23 protein-coding genes are annotated in these 21,173 nt (G+C 42.8%); 9 read left to right on the forward strand and 14 right to left on the reverse strand.

Annotated features, from left to right (window positions below; translation table 11 throughout):
• Window positions 1-30: 30 nt before the first annotated feature.
• Entirely contained in the window at window positions 31-222 is a 192-nt protein-coding gene (locus AS29_RS13000) for a DNA-binding protein (RefSeq protein ID WP_035407523.1), read from the reverse strand.
• Window positions 223-296: 74 nt separating this feature from the next.
• Window positions 297-1,769: an N-acetylglucosamine-specific PTS transporter subunit IIBC gene (nagE, locus tag AS29_RS13005; RefSeq protein WP_035407526.1), complete on the reverse strand. Its 1,473-nt coding sequence runs from the start codon at window positions 1,767-1,769 to the stop codon at window positions 297-299.
• Window positions 1,770-2,177: 408 nt separating this feature from the next.
• Here nagE and AS29_RS13010 point away from each other — a divergent pair, with 408 nt between their 5' ends.
• The 3 genes from AS29_RS13010 to AS29_RS13020 all read left to right on the forward strand — a co-directional run bounded on the left by AS29_RS13010 (window position 2,178) and on the right by AS29_RS13020 (window position 5,394).
• Window positions 2,178-3,251: a hypothetical protein gene (locus AS29_RS13010; RefSeq protein WP_035407530.1), complete on the forward strand. Its 1,074-nt coding sequence runs from the start codon at window positions 2,178-2,180 to the stop codon at window positions 3,249-3,251.
• A gap of 78 nt (window positions 3,252-3,329) precedes the next feature.
• Window positions 3,330-4,019: a response regulator transcription factor gene (locus tag AS29_RS13015; RefSeq protein WP_035407533.1), complete on the forward strand. Its 690-nt coding sequence runs from the start codon at window positions 3,330-3,332 to the stop codon at window positions 4,017-4,019.
• Complete coding sequence (locus AS29_RS13020) at window positions 4,003-5,394, forward strand: HAMP domain-containing sensor histidine kinase (RefSeq protein ID WP_035407537.1); 1,392 nt, start codon at window positions 4,003-4,005, stop codon at window positions 5,392-5,394. Before AS29_RS13015 ends, AS29_RS13020 begins: the two co-directional genes overlap by 17 nt.
• Window positions 5,395-5,662: 268 nt before the next feature.
• Here AS29_RS13020 and AS29_RS13025 read toward each other — a convergent pair whose 3' ends face one another.
• A complete protein-coding gene (locus AS29_RS13025; protein ID WP_442854532.1) occupies window positions 5,663-6,199 on the reverse strand; it encodes a GNAT family N-acetyltransferase in 537 nt (178 codons plus the stop codon).
• A gap of 177 nt (window positions 6,200-6,376) precedes the next feature.
• On the opposite strand from AS29_RS13025, the gene AS29_RS13030 reads away from it, so the two are divergent.
• On the forward strand, window positions 6,377-7,066 hold the full coding sequence (locus AS29_RS13030; RefSeq protein ID WP_035407541.1) for an alpha/beta fold hydrolase: 690 nt from the start codon (window positions 6,377-6,379) through the stop codon (window positions 7,064-7,066).
• A 43-nt stretch (window positions 7,067-7,109) separates the two neighbouring features.
• On the opposite strand, the gene AS29_RS13035 is transcribed toward AS29_RS13030, so the two are convergent.
• From AS29_RS13035 to AS29_RS13050, 4 genes are all read right to left on the reverse strand, one after another.
• Complete coding sequence (locus tag AS29_RS13035; RefSeq protein WP_035407543.1) at window positions 7,110-7,676, reverse strand: cysteine hydrolase family protein; 567 nt, start codon at window positions 7,674-7,676, stop codon at window positions 7,110-7,112.
• A 59-nt stretch (window positions 7,677-7,735) separates the two neighbouring features.
• A complete protein-coding gene (locus tag AS29_RS13040; RefSeq protein ID WP_035407546.1) occupies window positions 7,736-9,649 on the reverse strand; it encodes a 3'-5' exonuclease in 1,914 nt (637 codons plus the stop codon).
• Window positions 9,650-9,991: 342 nt separating this feature from the next.
• Window positions 9,992-10,543, reverse strand: coding sequence for a hypothetical protein (locus AS29_RS13045; RefSeq protein ID WP_035407549.1), 552 nt, complete (start codon window positions 10,541-10,543; stop codon window positions 9,992-9,994).
• A 33-nt stretch (window positions 10,544-10,576) separates the two neighbouring features.
• Window positions 10,577-11,191 (reverse strand): SAM-dependent methyltransferase, encoded by a 615-nt coding sequence (locus tag AS29_RS13050; RefSeq protein ID WP_035407551.1) that lies wholly within the window; start codon window positions 11,189-11,191, stop codon window positions 10,577-10,579.
• Window positions 11,192-11,414: 223 nt separating this feature from the next.
• On the opposite strand from AS29_RS13050, the gene AS29_RS13055 reads away from it, so the two are divergent.
• A complete protein-coding gene (locus tag AS29_RS13055) occupies window positions 11,415-12,650 on the forward strand; it encodes a hypothetical protein (RefSeq protein WP_035407553.1) in 1,236 nt (411 codons plus the stop codon).
• A gap of 71 nt (window positions 12,651-12,721) precedes the next feature.
• Here the strand turns inward: AS29_RS13055 and AS29_RS21075 are convergent, their stop codons facing one another.
• A complete protein-coding gene (locus AS29_RS21075) occupies window positions 12,722-12,919 on the reverse strand; it encodes a DUF1272 domain-containing protein (RefSeq protein ID WP_082883849.1) in 198 nt (65 codons plus the stop codon).
• A 302-nt stretch (window positions 12,920-13,221) separates the two neighbouring features.
• On the opposite strand from AS29_RS21075, the gene AS29_RS13060 reads away from it, so the two are divergent.
• The 3 genes from AS29_RS13060 to AS29_RS13070 all read left to right on the forward strand — a co-directional run bounded on the left by AS29_RS13060 (window position 13,222) and on the right by AS29_RS13070 (window position 15,572).
• Window positions 13,222-13,650, forward strand: coding sequence for an Lrp/AsnC family transcriptional regulator (locus tag AS29_RS13060; RefSeq protein WP_035407556.1), 429 nt, complete (start codon window positions 13,222-13,224; stop codon window positions 13,648-13,650).
• Between the two features lie 305 nt (window positions 13,651-13,955).
• Window positions 13,956-14,645 carry a hypothetical protein gene (locus AS29_RS13065; protein WP_035407559.1) on the forward strand — a complete coding sequence of 230 codons (690 nt, stop codon included), beginning with the start codon at window positions 13,956-13,958 and terminating at the stop codon, window positions 14,643-14,645.
• An 18-nt stretch (window positions 14,646-14,663) separates the two neighbouring features.
• Entirely contained in the window at window positions 14,664-15,572 is a 909-nt protein-coding gene (locus tag AS29_RS13070; protein ID WP_035407562.1) for an HD-GYP domain-containing protein, read from the forward strand.
• A 74-nt stretch (window positions 15,573-15,646) separates the two neighbouring features.
• Here AS29_RS13070 and AS29_RS13075 read toward each other — a convergent pair whose 3' ends face one another.
• The 3 genes from AS29_RS13075 to AS29_RS13085 form a co-directional block, all read right to left on the reverse strand.
• Complete coding sequence (locus tag AS29_RS13075) at window positions 15,647-16,432, reverse strand: SDR family oxidoreductase (protein WP_035407565.1); 786 nt, start codon at window positions 16,430-16,432, stop codon at window positions 15,647-15,649.
• Window positions 16,433-16,508: 76 nt separating this feature from the next.
• Window positions 16,509-16,751 (reverse strand): hypothetical protein, encoded by a 243-nt coding sequence (locus tag AS29_RS13080; protein ID WP_051860670.1) that lies wholly within the window; start codon window positions 16,749-16,751, stop codon window positions 16,509-16,511.
• 16 nt (window positions 16,752-16,767) lie between these two features.
• Entirely contained in the window at window positions 16,768-17,349 is a 582-nt protein-coding gene (locus tag AS29_RS13085; protein ID WP_035407568.1) for a vWA domain-containing protein, read from the reverse strand.
• Between the two features lie 98 nt (window positions 17,350-17,447).
• Between AS29_RS13085 and AS29_RS13090 the strand changes: the two genes are divergently transcribed.
• Window positions 17,448-17,921: a helix-turn-helix domain-containing protein gene (locus tag AS29_RS13090; protein WP_035407570.1), complete on the forward strand. Its 474-nt coding sequence runs from the start codon at window positions 17,448-17,450 to the stop codon at window positions 17,919-17,921.
• Between the two features lie 73 nt (window positions 17,922-17,994).
• Here AS29_RS13090 and AS29_RS13095 read toward each other — a convergent pair whose 3' ends face one another.
• The 3 genes from AS29_RS13095 to AS29_RS13105 form a co-directional block, all read right to left on the reverse strand.
• Window positions 17,995-18,786, reverse strand: a complete 792-nt coding sequence (locus AS29_RS13095) for a COG4705 family protein (protein ID WP_051860671.1) — start codon at window positions 18,784-18,786, stop codon at window positions 17,995-17,997.
• A 105-nt stretch (window positions 18,787-18,891) separates the two neighbouring features.
• Window positions 18,892-20,199, reverse strand: a complete 1,308-nt coding sequence (locus AS29_RS13100; protein WP_035407577.1) for a sensor histidine kinase — start codon at window positions 20,197-20,199, stop codon at window positions 18,892-18,894.
• Window positions 20,189-20,863, reverse strand: coding sequence for a response regulator transcription factor (locus AS29_RS13105; RefSeq protein ID WP_035407845.1), 675 nt, complete (start codon window positions 20,861-20,863; stop codon window positions 20,189-20,191). Before AS29_RS13105 ends, AS29_RS13100 begins: the two co-directional genes overlap by 11 nt.
• Window positions 20,864-21,173 lie beyond the last annotated feature (310 nt).

Below are 21,173 nucleotides of genomic sequence, written 5' to 3' on the forward strand. Positions count from 1 at the left end.
TGTTTATCCCTCTATTTTAGAGAGGGCGATTTACTTACGGAACGACAACCCTTTTTCCTGCAGAGCTTCCCGAAGCTGCCCAATCGCTTTCGGTCCCATTCCATGCAGCTTTAAAAGTTCTTTCTCGCTAACCTCTGTCAGCTGTTCAAGACGAACGTACCCTGCACCTGCCAGTGCGCGCTGTGCGGGCTTTCCTAATTTTGGAGGAAAATCGTTTAACATGTGAATGCTCCTTCCTGTTAGATCTTCCATTATAAATAAAAAAAGAAAGGAGCATACACCCCTTTCCTAAAACATCATTTCCGTATCTTCACCATCTCATCTGCCACAAACTGTACATTCGTTCCTACAATAACCTGAATGCTGTTGGCGCCGACGATGTTGATTCCCGGTACACCGGTTGCTTTGATTTTTTGCTGATCGACGGCGTTCATGTCTTTTACTTCAATCCGGAGACGGGTGACGCAGTTGTCGATGGATGTGACGTTGTTGTCTCCGCCAAGGCCTTCGTAGATTCTGGCAGCCATAAGGGTGAATTTGTTTTCTGTATCCGCGTCTGCTGCAGGTGCTGCTTCGTTTACTACGAGTCCTTCATCTAATTTTGCTGCATCATCTTCTTCTCTTCCAGGTGTCATCAAGTTGAATTTCACAATCAGAAAACGGAACAAGAAGTAGTAAAGTACGGCGAAGACCAGTCCTTGAACAATGAGCATGTATGGACTGTTTGCTAAAGGAAGTCTTGAGCTTAAGAAAAAGTCTATGAATCCGGCACTGAAACCGAAGCCTGCCGTCCAGTGGAAGAAAGCCGCAACTGCAAGTGATAATCCCGTTAAAACTGCATGGGCAACAAACAATAGCGGCGCCACAAACATGAAGGCGAATTCCAATGGCTCGGTTACTCCCGTAAAGAAGGATGCCACACCTGCAGCAAGCATCAGGGAAGCGACTTGCTTTTTATTCTTTGTTTTTGCTGTGTGGTACATGGCAAGCGCTGCTGCAGGAAGACCGAACATCATAACCGGGAAGAAGCCCGCTTGATACATTCCCGTTACACCTTTAGTTCCCTTGCCGGACCAGAAATTACCGATATCGTTGATTCCCGCCACGTCAAACCAGAAAACTGAATTAAGTGCGTGGTGAAGACCAGTAGGAATTAATAACCGATTGAAAAATCCATAAAGACCTGCACCCACGAATCCTAGCTTACTGATTCCTTCCCCGAAGGAAACAAGTCCTGAGAATACAACCGGCCAAACAAATAGCAGGATGCCTGAAACGATAAGCATAGCGACTGCCGACATAATCGGCACAAGACGTTTTCCGCTAAAGAAGGCCAGCGCATCCACAAGCTTCACATGGCTGAAGCGGTTATACATAATGGAAGCGATAATACCTGATAGAATTCCGATAAACTGGTTCTCTATTTTTCCAAAGGCCGGATTCACTTTCGCCGCATCTATTCCCTGAAGCATGGCGACTGTGTCCGATGACAGCAAAGTGGTGATGACGAGAAAGGCAACGAGTCCGCTTAATGCAGCGGAACCATCCCGTTCCTTCGCCATCCCTAAGGCTACTCCCACCGCGAACAAAATTCCCATATTATCAATAATGGAAGAACCCGCTTTTATCAGAAAAGCGGCAGCCGGAATCGACGCCCCCCATCCCGTTGGATCCATCCAATAGCCAATCCCCATTAATATAGCCGCTGCCGGCAATACCGCAACCGGAAGCATTAAGGAACGGCCAATTCTTTGCAAATAGTTCATCATGCTGAAAACTCCCCCTATAAACAATCTTTTTTGTCTGTTGTACCATATTTTCTTGCCTTTGCCCCTTTGCGTTGGGACATTTTCTACGAAAGATATAATAATATCATTAAATCTGCTTGTATCCTCCTTTGTTAAAATTTTTATGAAGGTTTATGTAAGCGTATACATTAATAATCATAACAAAGTTCGTTCGTCTTTTATATGGATTCTTTGCATTTCTCCACCCGCAACTTAAGCTCTGACATCTTCCTGACTTCAAATCCTTCCAAACACTGACTGAAATTCCTAGAAAAACTTTAATAAGCCTTACCCCTGACATTTACCTGACACATTCGCCCAGTAAAGTATGAGTATAAGGTTCAGCAAGGCAAACAACCTTAAAACGCCCATACTTAGGAGGAAATACAAATGAAAAAATCAGCTATAAGCTTTGCGGTTGCAGGAACGGTTTTACTTGGAGGCTATGCAGCATCTTCAGCTTTCGCAGCAAGTGATGCAAATACAAAAACTACAGCGGCGGCCGATGCAAGCACGGCTAAGCAGGATTTCGGCGGAAAGGGATTCGGACATAAAGGACATGGTCCTAAAGGATTCTTCGGCGGAAATACAGACGAGCTGCTGGCTCAAGCGAAGTCACTCGGCATCAGTACAACGGGTAAAACAGCTCCGGAAATCATGAAGGAAATCAGGACCGCAGCTGTAAATAAAGAAGCGAAGGAGCTTGGTATAAAAACAGCCGGCAAAGATCTTGAAACACTGGCGCAGGAAGTTCACTTGGCGAAGCTTCAAAAACAGGCAAAAGCGCTTGGTCTTTCTACAGCGAACAAGGATGAGCAAACCCTTCATAATGAGATCGAGCTTGCCCAGCTGAAGAAAAAAGCAAAAGAACTCGGCGTATCTGCTGACAATAAAGATGAGCAAACACTTAGACAGGATGTAATGACAGCAGCTCTGAACAAAAAAGCAAAAGAGCTTGGCGTTTCAATAAGCGGCAAGGATCAGCAAACCATCCAGCAGGAAGTTTTCACGGCAGCCGTTAACAAAGAAGCAAAAGAACTGGGCATATCAACGAGCGGTAAAGACATCCGCGACCTTGCTCAGGAAGTCCGCATAGCAAAAGTAAAAGCGGATGCGAAACAATACGGAATCACAGTGGATGGCAAAACCGTTCAACAAATCGCTTCCGAAGTGATGGATAAAAAAATTGCGAAGCTTGCAAAAGAGCTGAACATTTCGACTGCGGATAAAACGACTCGTGATTTATTAGAAGAAATCAAAACGAAAAATCCAGACAAGCTGAACGAATTGCTGGATAAAGACGGATTCGGTTTAGGTTTAGGCGGATTCGGACCGGATCATGGCAAAGGGCACGGCGGTCATAATGGCGGCGGCCGCGGACATGGCGGACCAGGAGAAGGCGGTCCTGTAGGCACACCCGATCAAGACGGACCGGACGCTGCTCCTCAAGGAATGGGCATCTAAAAAAGATACAAGCGAAACTCCTTGGTATTTATAGCCAGGGAGTTTTCTTGTATAGTGAAGGTAACAGGAGGAGCGGTCATGAATAAAACCATTTTAGTAGCAGAAGATGAGGAAACTATTTCAAGAGTGTTGAGTGTTTATTTAAAACACGAAGGATATGAAGTGCTCCAAGCCTTTGACGGGAATGATGCGGTAGCTGTTTTCCAAGAAAAATCCCCTGACCTTGTCCTGCTGGATGTGATGCTTCCGGGTATGGAGGGCTGGGAGGTTTTACAGGAAATCAGAAAAGTAAGTGCCTGTCCAGTCATTATGCTGACGGCGCTCGGAGACATTGATTATAAATTAAAAGGACTCAATCAAGGCGCGGATGATTACATTTCAAAGCCGTTTATCGGTGAAGAAGTCATTGCCAGGGTGAACGCTGTACTGCGCCGTTCTTCAAAAATCCTGGAATCCGATAATCGGAAGCAAATCGGGAATTTAAGCATTCACTTTGATTCCCATCTTGTGACCATTGATGGCGAATCCGTGATCCTGACTCCGAAGGATCTCTCGCTGCTCATCTTCCTTGCAGAGCGGCCGAACCGGACCTTTACTAGAGAAGAATTAATTGAACATGTATGGGGCATGGACTATGAAGGAAGCGACCGGGCCGTGGACCTTGCGGTGAAGCGGATCCGCCAGGCGCTCATTAATTGGTCATCCGCCTACGGTGAGATCAGAACGCTCAGAGGATTGGGGTATCAGTTCAGTGTTTACGAAAAATAAAAAACGGACAACATTATTAATATATTGGACGACCCGGTACCTCTTCTCCCTTTGTATCGGTCTTCTCATTTTAGGTATCGGCTCCTTCTGGTGGATCCGCCAGACGACCATTGATAACCGGCTGAATTTGCTTGAATATTTAGCAGCTGAATCGGCCGAGACAGCTGGCGGCCAAAATACTTTTGAAGACTTTGACCGGCGGATAGATCAGCGGTCCCGGGTGTTGGATATGGGCCGTCCCCCGCAAATTTTCATTACGAATAAGAAAGGCGTGCTGGTAAGAGGACCGCATAGGGGTCCGGGACCCGAGATGGGACCTGAAAAGCTGAAGCTTTCTGCAAACATTTTTTCCAATAATGAAACCGTTCAAAAATTAAAGATTAACGGAACGTCCGTTTACACCATTAAAGAGCCTATTGTCATTGATTCGGTGCAAAAAGGCTGGGTTGTCGTCATGCAGACAGAAGACCAGCTGGCAGACGTCAATCAGGAATACCGCCTAATCGCCATTTTACTTATTGGCCTTGGACTCCTAGGCTGGCTCGTCATCTATATTCTCTCCAAACGGATCCTGAAGCCGATCCAGGAGGTAGCCCTCGCTGCGGCTGAAATCAAAGAAGGGCAATACGATATCAAGCTGAACTCTGACGTGAGGGAACAGGAAATCTACGACCTCGTAACCTCTTTTGAAGAGATGACGCAGAGGCTGACTCAGCTTGAAAAACTGAGAGCCGAGCTGCTCGCAGGCGTTACCCATGATTTAAAAACACCCGTCACCTCCATCAGCGGACTCGTCCAGGCTGTGAGAGACGGAATCGTCACCGGCGAAGAACGCCAGGAATTTCTGGACATTTCGCTAAAAGAAATCCATCGGCTCCAAACGATGATCGCGGACCTGCTGGACTTTAACTCCCTATCCGCCGGCGCCTTTACCCTTCATCCGGAGACATGCAATATGAACGAACTTATTCATAATATTGTCAGGCAATGGAGCGTTACCCAGCAAAACGAGGTTAAGTATGTAGTGTATACACCAGAAAAAATCATTACACTCGAGACCGACCCACTAAGACTTCAGCAGATTCTCATCAACCTATTGAACAATTCCAGCCAGGCAATGGACGGAAAAGGACTAATTACGGTGTCTTTATTTGAAGACCGGATTGAAGTTGCTGACAACGGACCAGGTATACCCGAAAGTGAGCAGCCGTATATCTTCGAACGCTTTTTCCGGGGTGAAAAGAAAAAACTGAAGGTACGCGGGCTCGGACTTGGATTGCCGTTCAGCAAAATGCTTGCGAAGGCTTTGGGCGGGGATTTGGTGCTGAAGGAGAGCGATTCAGGCGGGTGTGTGTTTTCGGTTGTATTGAGGTAAGGAGGCTATGCTTCAGAGCACAGCCTCCAGTTCTACCTTCTTCTCCATAATCTGGTTAGAAGGCTGGAGTCCGTGTCGAATCCCCCCGAAAAGTCGATATATAAAAATAATGGTCGATATATTCGAAAAATAGACGATATATCTAAAAAATAGTCGATATCTTTGAAAAATAGTCGATATCTCCGAAAAATAGCCGATAACCATTCTCATCTGACCGTTTTCTTTCTGATTGGAGCTCTATATTGGCTTGTCGAGACGTTTCTAAACACTATTTAGCTCTATAACTCTCATTAATGATGGCCAAAACCTGATGATCCTCCCAATTACCGTTGATCATGACGTTTTTCTTTGAAATTCCCTCTTTGTGAAAGCCTGATTTCTCCAAAATGCGGATTGAGCCTTTGTTGTGTGGCATGACTTCCGCCTCTATTCGATGCAGATTCAATTCATTGAAGCCAAAGTCGACGATTAACTGAACGGCCTCTGTCATGTACCCTTTTCCGTTATGGTCCTGATCTAAGGAATAACCGATCATTGCCTTTTGGGCTGGGCCTCTTTCTACTTTAAAAAAGCCAATTTGTCGAATTAATTTTTTTGATTGGTCCAGGTAGATCCCAAAAGAATATCCTGAATCCTTTTCCCGGTTTTCCTCGAATTTCTTCATTCTGCTTATTTGCCCTTCCAGCGTATAATATTGATCGTCTCTGTCAGGTGCAAACTGGCTGAAAAACTCTCTGTTTCTTTGTTCCATTCTCAAAATAGGTTCTGCATCTTCTGCACTTAAAGGCTGTAGATAAATGTTCATCATCAAACCTCCACTTTTCTGCTAATAGAGCTTTTCTCCTTGTTCATTAAATTAACCCCTTTATTTTTCTGTAAATTCTTTTTATTATGAATATAACATGCTGTTCCATTTTATAGATGTTGTTTTTCAGAGCAAATTATCTTCCTAATCAGGAACCTGCCAAGGAGATGACTGAAGATGAAAACACGCGTAAACCAGCTCGAATTGAACGGACTCCCCTTTCAATATCGGGAAACAGGGGAAGCTTCTGCCCCGCCGATTGTTGCGCTTCATGCACTTGGGATGAGTGGGGAATCTTGGGATCATGCGGCGGCGGTGCTGGGGGAAAAATACCGCGTTTTAGCCCTTGATCAAAGGGGGCACGGCGGGAGCGCAAGACCTGGTCAATACACGTTTGAAAAGATGTGCGAGGACCTGCTTCATTTTGCAGATGCGATGAATTTAGAGACCTTTACATTATTGGGGCATTCCATGGGCGGGACAGTATCCTATCTTTTTTCGGAAACCTTTCCTTCGAGAGTAGAACGGTTAATCGTTGAAGACACACCGCCTCCATTTCCGGATAAACCATTGGATATTCCCTCAGAACCTTCAGATCCGCTTCCATTCGATTGGCCTGTGGTGCCTTCTATTATGCAGCAGCTGAACGAGCCTGATCCGAAATGGTGGGCTCGCCTTCCTGATATTTCTGCTCCTGCTCTGATCATCGGCGGCGGAGCCAGTCACATTCCTCAAGACAAATTGAAGGAAGTATCCGGGCTTATTCAGAATTGCGAACTAGTAACAATTGAAGCTGCCGGGCACTTTGTCCATGATGATAACCTGCCAGAATTTTTAGCGGCTGTTCAAAACTTCCTCTCCAAGTAAAAAAAAGCCAGGAGAAACGGATCGTCTCTCCTGGCCTCCTCCATCATGCCTCGGCTCGATACCCATCATGCATCGGACTAAAAACCTCTTCACTTGCTTCCCGGACAATCGAAAAATTGTCCACATTGTAATGCCCGTGCAGCGTTTTATTATGATGCTGGATGATCTGTTCAGCAGGTAAAACAGGTGAATCCGTTGTGGAGTGCCCGTCCTTAACAAGCGTCACATCAAACCCCGATACCGTTGCCGTCCGGACCGCGGTATCAATGCAATACTCCGTTTGGCATCCCATGATGACAAGATGCTGAATCTCTTTTTCTCTCAAATACCCTAGTAAAGGTGTACCGTAAAAAGAATTGGTCGCCCGCTTGTCAAAAATAACGGAATTTTCCGGAACATGAATGGCCGGGTGAATATCAAACCCAGGACTTTTCCCTCCTGCCACATCCAAATCACGGATGAAAATAACCTCGATGTCTGACTGCTGTGCTTTTTCGATGAGGGTATTAATAGTGCTTAACAGCCTCTCTTTGTTGTAAACAGGTTGTTCATTTTCATTTCCTTCAACCAGTTCAGCTTGAGTGTCGATGACTAGCAGTGCCTGTTTCAATGGACAAAACCCCCTTTAATAGGTTTAACTTCTCCATTCGAAAAGAAATATCCTTCTGCTTAAACCGAACCCAACTTCTCTTTCAGCTTCAACCGATTATCCTTTATTTTATCGAAGTAATTTGTGAATTCCGACTCTCCAGAATAAGAGATAAATAAATAGTCCTTTGATCTCGTCATTCCGATATAAAGAAGAGATACCTCTCTTTCCTTATTCGCCTCCAATGCAAAAGGCATGTTTTCGGCATTCACGATGAAGACAGCCTGAAAATCCAGCCCTTTGCTGCTGTCAATTGTGCTGATGACAACCTTTTCCTGATTTTTCTCATAGCCCCGTTTGCTGTCTGCGTTTTCCGTCAGCCAGAAATTCGGGATACCGGCAGCCTTTAATTCCTTTTGGATGGTTTCAATGATGTTTTGATTATACGTTCGTTTTACTCTATAAAGGATCAGCATTTCAGAGTACGGAACGCCCTTTTCAGCATGAAGCCTCTTCATTAGCTTTATGGCGAAACCCATTTCCTCTTTCAGGTTTTTGCCTTTCAAGATTGCTGGCTCCGGCCCTCTTCTTCTCGTACTTTGAGGTGAAATAATTTCTTCTCCTTCGATGGAGCCTTTAACCACTTTATTCTTCATAGCAGAGTGATTTCTGTAAAAGTCCCAGGCAAATTTTACGATTTGCGCTGTATTCCGATAGTTTATAGAAAGGATTTTCGACCGGCCTTGAAAGCTTAGTCCTGTATCTTGTACATAGGAACGTTTACGTGAATAAATGTTTTGGACGCGGTCTTCCACGAGCAGGAGCATTTGTGTATCAGGATTTAAAACGGAGCTAGCAAGCGAGAGCCATTCCGGTTCAAAATCCTGTCCTTCATCGATGAGAATGGCATCATATTTTGGAAGAATGGCTTCTCCTGAAGCGAGCTTCTGAACAAATATAGGAATCTGCTTTTCACTGATTTTCATTTCCTGCTTCAGCCATGCGTGAAAATTATAGACCTGGATATTCTTCAAATCACCGTCATTTGCCGCATTGATCGGGTCAAAATCAAACAAACTATCCGGTTCATTCATTTTCATCCGAATCATATGCCGGATTTCCTGAGCCAGCGAGATGTTGTAGCATAACACTAGAATTTTCCACTCCGGGTGCTGTTTCGATAGATATTTCGCTCTGGCAGATAAAATTAACGTTTTACCGCTCCCCGCAACTCCGCGTATCAGGCGATTTTTGTCTCCGATCTGCCTCGCCAGATTTTCCTGATGCAAATCCATCGTTTTGATTTCATGCAGGGACAGCAGAAGCTGATCCTGATAAGGAACAGGAGGCTTGAACTCGGCACTGATTCGCACTTCCGGAAACAAATGATACCGAATTGCATCAATCTCTTCTTTTGTAAGAGGTTCCTTTAAGCGGAATGGAACGACAAACATCCCCATGATTTTTTCAATCAGATTTTCTTCTGAGAATTCCTCTTTATCCGGATCGATTTCGTCTCTTGTTAACACCAGATTTGGATCGCAAACGGAATAAAGCCCTTCCCTCACGAAAAAATCCTGCTTCAGCCTTGTAAAAACGGCACCATATCCAGAAGGGAATTTTAATTTAAATCGATAGGGCCCCTCCGTTTGAATTAAATTCTTATCCTTTTGAAGGGCATTCGTAATATGAAACATGTAATCTCTTGCCTGCTTAATCGGACTTTTAACGGCTGCCTGCTGGCCTTTGCCGTTCACAATGGTCCATGTATCTGTATTTACCTGAAAAATTGTATTTTGCGTATAATCCTTCACCTCAAGAACCACTAATCCAAGATCAGGCCCGATAATCACAAAATCAGGATGCCTTCCATGAATCTCAGGCTCATAGTAGACAATATAATCATCCGGAAGAAAATTTTTTAATGTCGTAAACAATAGTCTTTCACCAGCTGTGGCAGAAGAACGGATCGTTTCAGGGACCGTATAAGCCAATGTATTTCACTCCAGCATTCTAAGTTTAGTTACTTTTATCATATATCATTTCGACTACCAATTGTCGTTTATTGTAAAAATAAAAACCAGGTTATGGAATGATTCTTCACTTCCATAGCCTGGTTCTCTTTATTATGACAGACGGTATGTTATAAACTTCTCTGCTGGATTACTATCACAAGCTACGGTATATAGACTTCTTCCTACAGCAAATAGGATGGTAAGTTTTTTATGAAAAATGACTCTTCAGATGGATAATTTAAAATCAATTCCTATCTTCTTATAATACTCTTCTTTCATCGGTCAGCTTCTTAGGAAATAGAGACGAATTTCTATTTGCTATTATGTATTCCGCCATACAGCTGCATATTTCTTGCGATATTTGCTGTCTTCTTCTACCTCTATTAAACCAAGCGCTATTTGTTTTATTTCTTCATTCTTAACCTGATCATATAAGTTTCTGAGGCCTTGAATCAGATCAAATCGAATTAACGTATGATTTTTTTCATCTGAGCAGTGCGTAAAACGATTAGCGAGATGATGAATCAGCATTTCTTGCTGCTCATCTCCAGCCAAACCTACTCTCCAGATGAATTGCAAGCAATGTCTAGCCGTGACAAACTTGGGGTCTCTCGTTACTTCCCATAAACGGGGAAAATCATTAAGCATTCTTTTGTCCGGATCACTGATTGCCAGATGAGAAAGAAATTGTGCTGCACGTGATCTTTTGTGATGATCTCGATCGTTTAGGTCCTGTAGAAACTGATCCCACACTTCATATGCCCAGTTCACTTCTTTTTCTGTTACAGCTAATATATTTTTAAAAGCTGCATATTGAATTTCTTTGTCTGCCGATTCCAGATTGTCAAAATCCCTTTGAACTTGCGCTTCCATTTCATCAACTCCAGATAAGAAATTCAATTTCCCTTAATAAGAAAGCCGATAAATCATAAACTTCTCTGCGGGGTTAATGTCATAAAGCTCCGGTACATAGACTTCTTCTTTCAGCTCAAAGGCTGTCTGGTTTTCTAAAAAAAGGATGTATTCTTCGGATGGATAATACAAAACCAGTTCCGTTTCCCGAGGTTCTTTTTCTACTGAAAGCAGAATGTTGTTAACGATTTTGATGAACACTTGGATGGAAAACGGATTGAAGAAGTAAAACCGGTTATCTTGATCTGTAATGGAATATTCCTCTGCCAGGCAGCATTGGAATTGTATTTTATCTTTGTTCTTTTTGGTTTTTTTTCCGTAGCGATCCAGGTTTTCCAGAGCGGATTCATACAACCCTTCGTTCATTTCAATTCCGGTAACCGAGGCATTGAAATGATAATGGATATAGAAAATCAACCGTCCCATTCCGCAGCCGAAATCGACCACGTGATCGCCGCTCTCAAGCTTATAATATTCAAATAAGGCGTCGAGCGCGCGATAGGGAGTCGGCTCATAGCGGTGATAATGATAATGCACCGCTTGCAGGATTTCTTTTTGGTATCTTTCCGTTTTCACATTCATGATGTGGTCGTAATAGGCTTCCTTCATGGGGTCACTCCTAGATAATGTCTAATGATTATTATAGACTCACGTACTTTCTATATCAATTTTACAGGCAGGTTCTATACAGCTCATTATTCAAACAAGAATTCTACCGGATTGTCTGTCTATTTCCTTCTTTTTGTGTTCATCAGTCTAGTTTGTGAATTGAGTGACACGTCATAACCCTTTGATCAATAAAATGTTAGAAATAAGAAAGGGGTTATTTAACGTGTCCTCTCAAGAATCCGAACCCTCTTATTTTTTTGACAGCAGAGAGACTGATGAGGAAATCACCGATCATTTCAGGGCTTTCAGCCGCGATGAAATAGAGAAAGCATACGAAAAAAAATACCCACTTTTTCAACTGTTGTTTCAATTTAACATCCCAAAAGATTTAGTGAATGTTCTGGAGAAATTAAGCCGGGATGATGATGAATACAAGAAGCAATTTAATGACTTTCACACCGCTTTGGCCATCTGGAAAATGTATACGGGCTTTCAATGTAAGTTCAATCAAGTCCCGAAAATATTGATCTATTTAGTTGAGATGATTGATGAACTGAATGTCCCTATGCTTATTCGGACCTTTCATGTCCGCAGTATGCGCTTCGCCTTATCCCTCAAAAATGACATCCCTTCTATTTATGATCGGATCACATACGGCCTTATTTTCAGAGACCGCTTGCCATCTGTAATCCTGCATATGAAGCAGAAAAAACGAAATTTACACAGCTTTGCCGCTGGCATTGCCTGCAAATACCCTTTTGAGAATCCTGAATTGGAGCAGTGGGTACTATCGAAGACAGGGAAAACAAAGAATGAAACCGTTCATGATGGAATCGCCTATTGGGAGGAACCGGATTTTCCGCGGGAAGGCAGTTTATCTAAACAGAAAGAATACCTCGCTTTCAACCGAAAAGAGAGAGAATGGGAGCGTTGTAAAGAAAAATACCCAGCTTCTTTCGTGACACCGTTTACGTGCAGTTTAAAGCAAGAAAGAGTAGATTCCATCCATGGAAGTGCGTATGTTTTGGACCCTAATGATCAGAAACAGGTTATTTTGGGCCATTTGACCATTTGCTGCCAGCGATTAAATGGAAGCGGGGAAGCATCCATGATGGAAGGGCTATTGAACCCGGAAAGCGGCTTTTTACTCTTCGAAAAAAAATCAAAATTACTGGCTCAATCATGGATTTGGCTAAGCGAAGATAGAGACTTGCTCGTATTGGACAGTATGGAGTTTGCAGATAACCGGTCTGCCGGGGATATAATGGAGCTGTTAAGAGCATGGCTGGAAAAAACCTCCTATCAAAATATCCAAATGGGCAACGGTTTTAACCGGCCAATCATTGGTGAACAAGTCCCTCCTGAACACATAAAGTGGTACAAACAGCACTGGAAAGAACGCTACACTGATGCCTATGAGCGCGTTTGGCTAAAGAAAAACAGCCATATTTGTATATAATGACGGACCAGTTAACCGAAAGATCCATCCCAATTCAATTAGAAAAGGGATGGATCAGGAAGTTGCTAATATTAAGACCGGCTAATCGGGCAAGCTCCGCCCGCTCTTGGGCGCTTCACCAGTTCTCCCCCGCAGTTCTGGCAAACCCCGTGCATTTCTTCGGTACAATCTTCGCAAAACGTACATTCATGGGTACATATATAAGCGGTGGAATGCGCATCAAGTGTATGTTCGCATCTCTCACAATTCGTTCTCATTTCAAGCGCCATCTTTCAAGCTCCTCTCTCTTCTCAATACTTTTTCCGTCGTCCGGATTTCCGCAAATTCTTCGTGCAGATTAACTAGGGTCATTTGGTCCCCAGCTTGGGTCATCGAAGGCTTTCTGAACATCTATGATCAGCAGCGGAGTATGTCTATCCAACAGCTCATCCCCTCCTATCTGTTTGCCCTTTTATTGTATTTCGAATTGGAATCATTTAACATACAGTTTATGAGGTATTGATAGAAAAAAACTTCATTTTTTACGTTCTTTATCATTCACAGATTTATATTTTAAGGAGGGTCTCTTTGAATGGATGCATTGGATCAGAAAATTATTTTTCATCTTCAGGAGGATGCCCGCATTTCCATGACGGAGCTCGGCAATCGGATCAATTTGTCCGTACCGGCTGTGAAGGAAAGGGTTAAAAAGCTTGAAGATAAAGGCGTCATTACCGCCTACAGAGCTGTGATTAACCCCGAAAAAATCAATAAATACGTCACGGCTTTTATTTTATTTGATTCAAAAAGATGCAAAGCCTTCCGCGAATTCTGCAGCGGTCATCCTGAGGTGATGGAATGCCACAGGCTTGCCGGACAGTTCAGCTATCTAGTAAAAGTCGTCACTGAATCTGTTCATACATTGGAGGATTTCATTGATGCCGCTATGGAATATGGCCAGCCCTCCACTTTGATTAATTTGTCCTCTTCACTAGAATACAAGCCGTTTTTCAAGGTCTGAAAAAAGAAATGATATATATACCCTATATTCGACATAAAGAAACACATATTTTCAATATATTGAATTTTCTTAGATTATCGTTCTTTATAAAGCAATTATTGATAGTCAAATACTACTAGATAGTTTATACTAGTTTTTGAATCATATTTCCTGCTGGGCTCATTCAATGAAAGAATTAGGATGCAAAGCATTCGGAGCAAATTCCCTTTACACCATTTGAGCATGCTGCATGAGTCTCCATCTGTCACTGCCTCTTAAATACCTCTTGAAAGGCCTTAAGGGATCAAAAAACGGAGGGAAAAAACATGTTAAAAAAAGCTCTAGTCATCTCAATTTCTGTAATGCTGTCAGCGTCTTTTGGAACAAGCGCACTTGCAGCCACCAGCTCTGCCGATGTTGATAAAGTAATGGCCTCTATCGAGAAAACGAACACAGACATTGAAGCGAAAATTGCGAAAGCGGTCATCGAAGCGGACGCACTTGAAGCAGCTTATTTAGCCGATATTCAGAAATTAGAAGAAGGCGACACGGTGGTAAAGCTGAAAGAACAAGCGGGCAAGCTTGAAAGCGATTTATCCAAAACAAACGATTCTGTTAAAATCGAAAAAATTCAGAAGGAATTAGCTGCACTTAATGGTAAACTGGAAGCAGAAACAGCTAAAATCAGCGCCAAAATGGCTTCTCTTAAAGAAGAATTAGACGCTCTTTCTCTTTTAGCTCCTGAAGAAGGAAAAGAGAAAAAGAAACTGGACGAAAAAATGGCCAAGCTGAAAGAAAGACTGGACAAAAAAGCAGAAAAATACAACGACCGCACTGAAAAATTCACACGCGATCTTGATAAATTAATAACAGACTTATATGATACGACTCTTAAAATGTCGAACGACATGATTCAAAAAGCAGCAGAAAAAGGCATTCAAGCTGAAGCTTCGTGGACTTTGGTTGAATTGGGAGGCCGTTTAGTCTGGATTGATCCGATTAAGGTCTGCCACTAAGAACGGAGGCAAATGTACATGAAGGGTCTTCATCTCGGTTTTCAAGGTGATTTTTTAGAAAAAGTAACAGATATCAGCTCTGAGTACAGTTTGCTTGCTAAGGGAGACGGTGCTGAGGTCATTTTGCAAACCATCCTTGAGGGGAAGACCTTTTATGTGCATCCTGGTGACACACCGGAATTGATGGAGTTCTTTTATATCCTATCCGGTCATTGTGTATGTAAAGATTCGGGAGAAAATTTGAAGTCCGGTGACTACTTTTATCTGCATCAATTAAAAGAAGCCACCTATTTTAAAGCGGAAACCGAAATGAGAATGCTTTGGTTTATTACTCAGCCTGTTTTTCATTACATGAGCAAAAATATTGAAGAGCTTACGAAAATTGTTAAACAGGTAGAAGAAAAGGACTCATATACTTATCAGCACAGTGCCCGCGTTCAAACGTGCTCTGTCCAAATTGCCAAGCACCTTCAGCTTACGAAGGATCAGCTTGAAAACTTATATTATGCCTCGCTTTTCCATGACGTTGGAAAAATACATGTTCCCGAAGAAATACTGAACAAGCCCGATAAACTCACTCCGAAAGAATTTGAAATTTTAAAAAAGCACTCTTATGATGGAGCCCAAATGGTAAAATCCACATACTATGATCATATTAGCAACATTATCCTTCACCATCACGAAAGGCTCGATGGATCTGGATATCCATACGGGCTAAAAGGAGACCAAATCTCAACCGAAGCCCAAATCATTGCCATTGCAGACACATACGATGCCATGACCTCTGACCGGGTATACAGAAAAGGCTTGAATCCCGTTGATGCAATGAAAGAAATAAAGAGCTTAACGAACCGCCATTACAGGGAGCCGATTGTGGATGCCCTTGAGCAAGTGCTCATTTCTGAAGGGATTCTTCCGAAAGATTAGAATCATTACGGACTGCTGAAAAAAGACGGACCTCTATTTTCGAGGGTCCGTCTTTTTCATGACACAAAGCTGTATCATATCTCCATTTTCCACCGTTCCTGCTCCGTTTCCTTCAGCTGTTTCTCTGTTTCTTCCGGGTGAACGGTACGGAATTTGTGGTGGTCTGCTGGGATGATTTCGATCATTTTTTCAATCATGTCCTGCGGATCAAACTGGTCTTTTAATCCTTCTGCCTGCTTGATCATGTCTGCCTTCTTTGTAAAATGCTTTTCTTCATCGAACCATTTCCATTTTTCTTCTGCACTCCGGTCGTTAAAGCCTGTACCATAGGCTCCCGGATTAATGGTTGCTACTTGCACGCCGAATTCTTTCAGCTCAGCCTGCATTGTCTGGGCGATTCCTTCAATTGCGTGTTTTGTGGCGGTATAAGGTCCGACATACGGAGTTGCGGAAATACCAGCCATTGAACTCATAAACACGATTTTACCGCTGCCTTTTTGAACCATCTTCCGGGCAGCAAGCTGCACCGTTTCAAGCGTTGCGAACACGTTCACCTCAAAAAGGGCGCGGAACCGGTCCATCGGAACCTCCGCTAGCGGACCGCCTTCGTTGATTGCCGCATTCGCGACAAATACATCAATATCGTATTTCTCGATCTGAGTCCGGTCCCGTTCATTGGTGATATCCAGTTTAAAAACTTCCATATCGAGACCCTGTCTCTGTGCTTCCTGCATCAAATCTGTTTTCTGGGCGGTGATTTCCGTTGCTGCGATGACGCGATGGCCTTTTTTTGCGAGACCGAGTGCTGCGCCTCTGCCCAGTCCGGTTCCTGCGCCTGTGATGAAGATGGTTTTGCTCATTTCAGGTTCCTCCTTGTGTAATTGCTCTATCTCTCTAGTTCCCATTTGGAGGGGGAGTAAACCATATGGATGCTCCCTATCTTTCTTTATACCTTTTAAATTGCGCAAGTTGTGTAGAGAAGCGCAAATGTTTATCCCCTGCTACTTCAATTGTAATTCTCCATTGAGGATGAATGATTAAATTATTTTCCTCGCCTAATTCCAGGACAGCATGAATAGTATCTTCATCTCTGTCCAAAATGACCATTTTCTTATTATCTCCATCTGTTATGGGGTTCAACGTTTCACCCATCTCAAGTTTATAATCCAAAAAATTCATCTTAATCCCCCTTGTTCTATTCCACGATTTTGTTGATCGATTCTTGCACGCTGGAATACATCGCTTCTATTCCAGCCGCTGATGCTGTAAACTCATGAACCATATCTTGCTGGACTCCAAGAAGATTTGCTTCATGAAACGCATCGATATTCGCTCCTAAAAATAGAAACTCCCAATTGTATTTTTCACGCTGATGGGTAATCAGATCTTTGACCTTGTCATGAGTAAATTCTCTGCTGGCATTCTCCATGCCATCCGTAGTGATGACGAACATGACCTTATCCGGTCTCTGATTTTCCTCAGTATGCTGAAGCCTGCTTCCCACTTCCAAAATCGCCTTGCCAATCGCATCCAGCAATGCGGTACATCCCCGTACATCGTAATTTTCTTTTGACAGTGATACCTCCTTTGCGTCTTCTCCATTCCAGAGAACCTCATATTGATCATCAAATAGAACGGCTGTAACATTCGTTTCGCCTTCCCGTTCCGTTTGCTTTTTTATAAGTGAATTAAAGCCTTCGATTGTTTCCTGTTCAAGTCCTGCCATTGACCCGCTGCGGTCAAGCAGGAACACAATCTCCTTTAAGCCAGCTTTCATTGTAATTCTCCTCTCGGTTTATCATGTATAATCATAATGAAAAACAGACCGGAAGTGGTCGCCTGCAAAGCGACATTTTAGGGGGAAGCATAGATCAGATGATGGATGAAAAATTGCTGCATGAAATAGAGGAATACCTTCGAACTCACAGGGAAACAAGCTTTAATCTTTATGAGAATTACACTACCCATCAGCCAATACAAGCGGAAATTGCACAATTTCTAGACAAAAACAGGAAACCGGGTTTTAACCAAATATTATTTGAATTCTTAGAGAAAAAAGCCTTAACAGATTCAGAAGTATACAAAAAAGCGGGGATCGACCGCAGGCACTTTTCCAAGATGAGATCAAGCGGATACAGGCCGCGCAAGAAGACAGCCCTCTCACTGGCTTTGGCAATGGAGTTAGACATAGATGAATTGGAAGACCTTCTGTCTGCTGCAGGATACTCCATATCCTATAGTGAAGACAGGGATTTGATTGTTACGTATTTTGTGGAGAAGGGGATTTATGATTTGTTTAAGATAAATGAAATGCTGGACCATTACGAGGAAGAGGTTTTTACGATATAAATTTTACTGTTTAAATAAAAAACTCCAATTAGCAGTCTCTTTTTGAAAAACTGAGAATTGGAGTTAGCCTATATTATGTTTCTATACGAGTTTCATCCCGCCTCGTTTTCGTAAGGTACGTTACCAAACCAATAATGATGACGAAAAAGATGGCACTCGTTCCCACGGTTCCGAGACCGAGTCCTCCATTTTTCTGTGACTGCGATAGGAAATCGCCAAAGGAAGCTCCAAATGGGCGGGTTAAGATGTAGGCAATCCAGAATGAGAGCACAGGATTCAGCTTGAATCGGAAATAAGCAAGGGCCGTCAATCCAATTAATCCAGCAAAAATGAGTCCAGAAATCATATACCCCAAGTTCATTCCTTCAGAAATTAAATCCCCGGCCGCCGTTCCTAATGCAAAGGTAAAGAGGATCGCCAGCCAGTAAAAACCTTCTCTCTTTGTTGTATAGATGGAGTGGATGGATAACGTTTTTTCGCTGCCATACCAGGCTGCGAATGTGATTGCAAGGGCAATGGAGAAGACAATGGTAGATGTGAGGAGCGGAACCCCGAAGTGATCGGTTAAATTATCCGTAATCAGCGTCCCAACGATACTAATTAACACAACCGCCAGCCAGTAAATACTCGGGACGTATTTCCTTTTTAAAAATTGGACCAGCAGGATCATCACTAACAGTCCGCTCATTAAATAGGTCGTATTGGTTAACCCCCAGTGCAGGTTAAAGGACAAAAAGTCTGCGGCTGTTTCGCCAACGGTCGTCGCCATAATTTTAATAATCCAGAAAAAGATCGTGACCTCAGGCACTTTATTTAGCATCCCCCTGCCGGGTGATAAGGTTGGAATCTCTATTTTTTCTGACATAGAATGTACCTCCTTCATTTCGTATTACAAAGCTACTTTACAAGACAATCCTGAAAATTAAATGAAAATAGACAAACAAAAAAGGACCCTGCTATAGGAGTCCATTTATCGTTCAGAGTTCATGTCCGGCAGAATGATGATAAAATCACTGCCTTGTTCCTTATTGCTAAAGGCTTCAATCGATCCGCCGAGTGCTTCGACAACGGATTTGGCAATCGCCAAACCAAGTCCCGAGCTTCCTGACTGCCGTTCTCTGCTTTTATCGATTCGGTAGAAACGGTCAAAAATGCGGTCCAGATGCTCTTCAGGAATCCCAATCCCGGTATCACTCACGGCAATCGTAACATGACCGCTGGAATGCACATCTGAAAAGGAAACACTTACCATTCCATAATCAGGTGTATATTTAATGGCATTGTCTATTAAAATATAGAGCGCCTGTTTGACTTTTTCCTTGTCTGCATAAAGAAAAACATCCTTCGTATAGTGAAGCTTCAGCTGAATCCTCTTCTGATCAGCAAGGGATTTAAATGCTCGGATAGATTGCTCCGATAACTCGGACAAGGAGAACCTTTCCTCATTTAAAGGCTGCTCGCCGGTATCAGAGCGCACCAGCACCAGCAGATCCTGAATGAGCTTTGTGGTACTCCTTACTTCGTCCTTCAAATCAGTTAAAATTGTTTGAGAAAAAGGAGACATTTTAACCCTTTCTTCCAATTCAAGAACCTCTAATCCTGATTTCAGTACGCTTAATGGAGTCCTCAGTTCATGTGATGCATCTGCAATAAATTCCTTTTGCAAACGGTAGGAAACAGAAATCGGCTTGATTGCCTTCTCTGTCATAACACGTCCCGCAATAATCGCAATCACGAAGAATAAAATTGAAATGCCAAGGAGAATCAGGATAAAGCGAAAGAACATATCCCGCAAATAGGTTACATCTTTCCCGATATAAATGGTTCCCGTTTTCTCTCCTTTGGTATAAACATTTTGTGATGCAATCAATAGATCGATATCCTTGTCAGATGACGTATCAACATTAATATATTTAACTGACAATTCATCAGGCTTCCAATTTACAACCGATTTTAGAATGGTGCTTCTTAATTGGCGGTTGAATTCATCCCCTACAAGGACTTCTCCATCATTTTTCACATAATAATTAAGGAAGATTCCTTTTGAATTGTATAGTTGACCCTCCTGGTTATCTGAATGGCTTTCCTTCGTTTGCAGCTCGGCTAATTCCTGTTTCGCTAAATCGATTACTTCAAGCTTCTGCTCATTGTAAACGGTAAAAAATAAGACCGTACTAATGACGAGAATAAATAACAGCAGAAAGATAATTAGAATGCTGCTGTTGAAGAGGGCTAGATTTTTTCGGGTGCTTGTAAAAAGCGGCAGCTCATTCTTCAATTGAGTAGCCAACTCCTCGAATGTTGCTGATTTTCGTTTTCTCGCCTGGTTCATCCGTTTTTTTGCGGAGCATTTTAATGTACGCCTCAATCGAATTGCTATTCACTTCATGGTTGTATCCCCAGATCCGGTCGAGAATCATTTCCCGAGTCAGCACCTGTCCCTTATTGCGGACAAGCAGGTCAAGCAGCTGAAACTCGCGGGGGGTGAGAGATATTTCATGATCTCCGCGGTGAAGCGTATATTTAGAGCGGTTTAATGTCAGGTTTCCAAAAGCTGCAGTATCCTCTTGGATCGGTGCATAGTTCCGCCTGGAAAGAACGCGGATTCTCGCAAACAATTCCTCAAATTCAAACGGCTTGATAAGATAATCATCCGCTCCTGCATCCAATCCTTTTACCCGGTCATGGACAGAGTCTCTAGCCGTTAAAAGAAGAATGGCTTTCTCATAGCCGCTTTCCCTTAGTTTTTGACAAACCTTTATACCATCCATTCCAGGCATCATCCAATCCAAAATTAAGACGTCATAATGGGAGGATTGAGCATATTCCAGTGCATCTAATCCGTTTTCATACCACTCCACATAGTGGCCGCCTTTTTGCTTCAGCATATGCTCCACTAGCTTTCCTAAGCGCTGATCATCTTCTGCTAACAGTATTTTCATCATTTGCCTCGCGTCTTTGACATACATCTTTCTTTATTTTTATCACAAAGTTGGGAAACATCCAAAAAAACTCAGTCAAGGCATTGAGCTAAATACGGATTTTCACTACAGCATTAGTGATTGATTCACCTTCAATTGAAACAACAGTTACTTCATTCTTCCTATTATATAAATAACTTTATATATTATCCTGCTTCAAATTACTCTGCATTGAAGACTCCACCTTTGTCCCCAAAATTGAATCAATCGTATAGAAGGAATCCGATGCATGTGAAGGGGATTAAGCTGGTCAATAGGAAAATATTGATGA

The organism is Bacillus sp. SJS (assembly GCF_000732485.2).
GTDB classification, from domain to species: Bacteria; Bacillota; Bacilli; order Bacillales; family Bacillaceae; genus Metabacillus_B; species Metabacillus_B sediminis.

Coding starts and splice junctions, on each gene's coding strand:
- AS29_RS13025 (WP_442854532.1), bottom strand. CDS start 6,199: ATGAACATTTATCTACAGCCTTTAAGTGCAGAAGATGCAGAACCTATT.
- AS29_RS13030 (WP_035407541.1), top strand. CDS start 6,377: ATGAAAACACGCGTAAACCAGCTCGAATTGAACGGACTCCCCTTTCAA.
- AS29_RS13065 (WP_035407559.1), top strand. CDS start 13,956: ATGTTAAAAAAAGCTCTAGTCATCTCAATTTCTGTAATGCTGTCAGCG.
- nagE (WP_035407526.1), bottom strand. CDS start 1,769: ATGATGAACTATTTGCAAAGAATTGGCCGTTCCTTAATGCTTCCGGTT.
- AS29_RS13105 (WP_035407845.1), bottom strand. CDS start 20,863: ATGAAAATACTGTTAGCAGAAGATGATCAGCGCTTAGGAAAGCTAGTG.
- AS29_RS13000 (WP_035407523.1), bottom strand. CDS start 222: ATGTTAAACGATTTTCCTCCAAAATTAGGAAAGCCCGCACAGCGCGCA.
- AS29_RS13080 (WP_051860670.1), bottom strand. CDS start 16,751: ATGAATTTTTTGGATTATAAACTTGAGATGGGTGAAACGTTGAACCCC.
- AS29_RS21075 (WP_082883849.1), bottom strand. CDS start 12,919: ATGGCGCTTGAAATGAGAACGAATTGTGAGAGATGCGAACATACACTT.
- AS29_RS13045 (WP_035407549.1), bottom strand. CDS start 10,543: ATGGAAGCGCAAGTTCAAAGGGATTTTGACAATCTGGAATCGGCAGAC.
- AS29_RS13015 (WP_035407533.1), top strand. CDS start 3,330: ATGAATAAAACCATTTTAGTAGCAGAAGATGAGGAAACTATTTCAAGA.
- AS29_RS13090 (WP_035407570.1), top strand. CDS start 17,448: ATGATGGATGAAAAATTGCTGCATGAAATAGAGGAATACCTTCGAACT.
- AS29_RS13050 (WP_035407551.1), bottom strand. CDS start 11,191: ATGAAGGAAGCCTATTACGACCACATCATGAATGTGAAAACGGAAAGA.
- AS29_RS13010 (WP_035407530.1), top strand. CDS start 2,178: ATGAAAAAATCAGCTATAAGCTTTGCGGTTGCAGGAACGGTTTTACTT.
- AS29_RS13060 (WP_035407556.1), top strand. CDS start 13,222: ATGGATGCATTGGATCAGAAAATTATTTTTCATCTTCAGGAGGATGCC.
- AS29_RS13075 (WP_035407565.1), bottom strand. CDS start 16,432: ATGAGCAAAACCATCTTCATCACAGGCGCAGGAACCGGACTGGGCAGA.
- AS29_RS13085 (WP_035407568.1), bottom strand. CDS start 17,349: ATGAAAGCTGGCTTAAAGGAGATTGTGTTCCTGCTTGACCGCAGCGGG.
- AS29_RS13095 (WP_051860671.1), bottom strand. CDS start 18,786: ATGTCAGAAAAAATAGAGATTCCAACCTTATCACCCGGCAGGGGGATG.
- AS29_RS13070 (WP_035407562.1), top strand. CDS start 14,664: ATGAAGGGTCTTCATCTCGGTTTTCAAGGTGATTTTTTAGAAAAAGTA.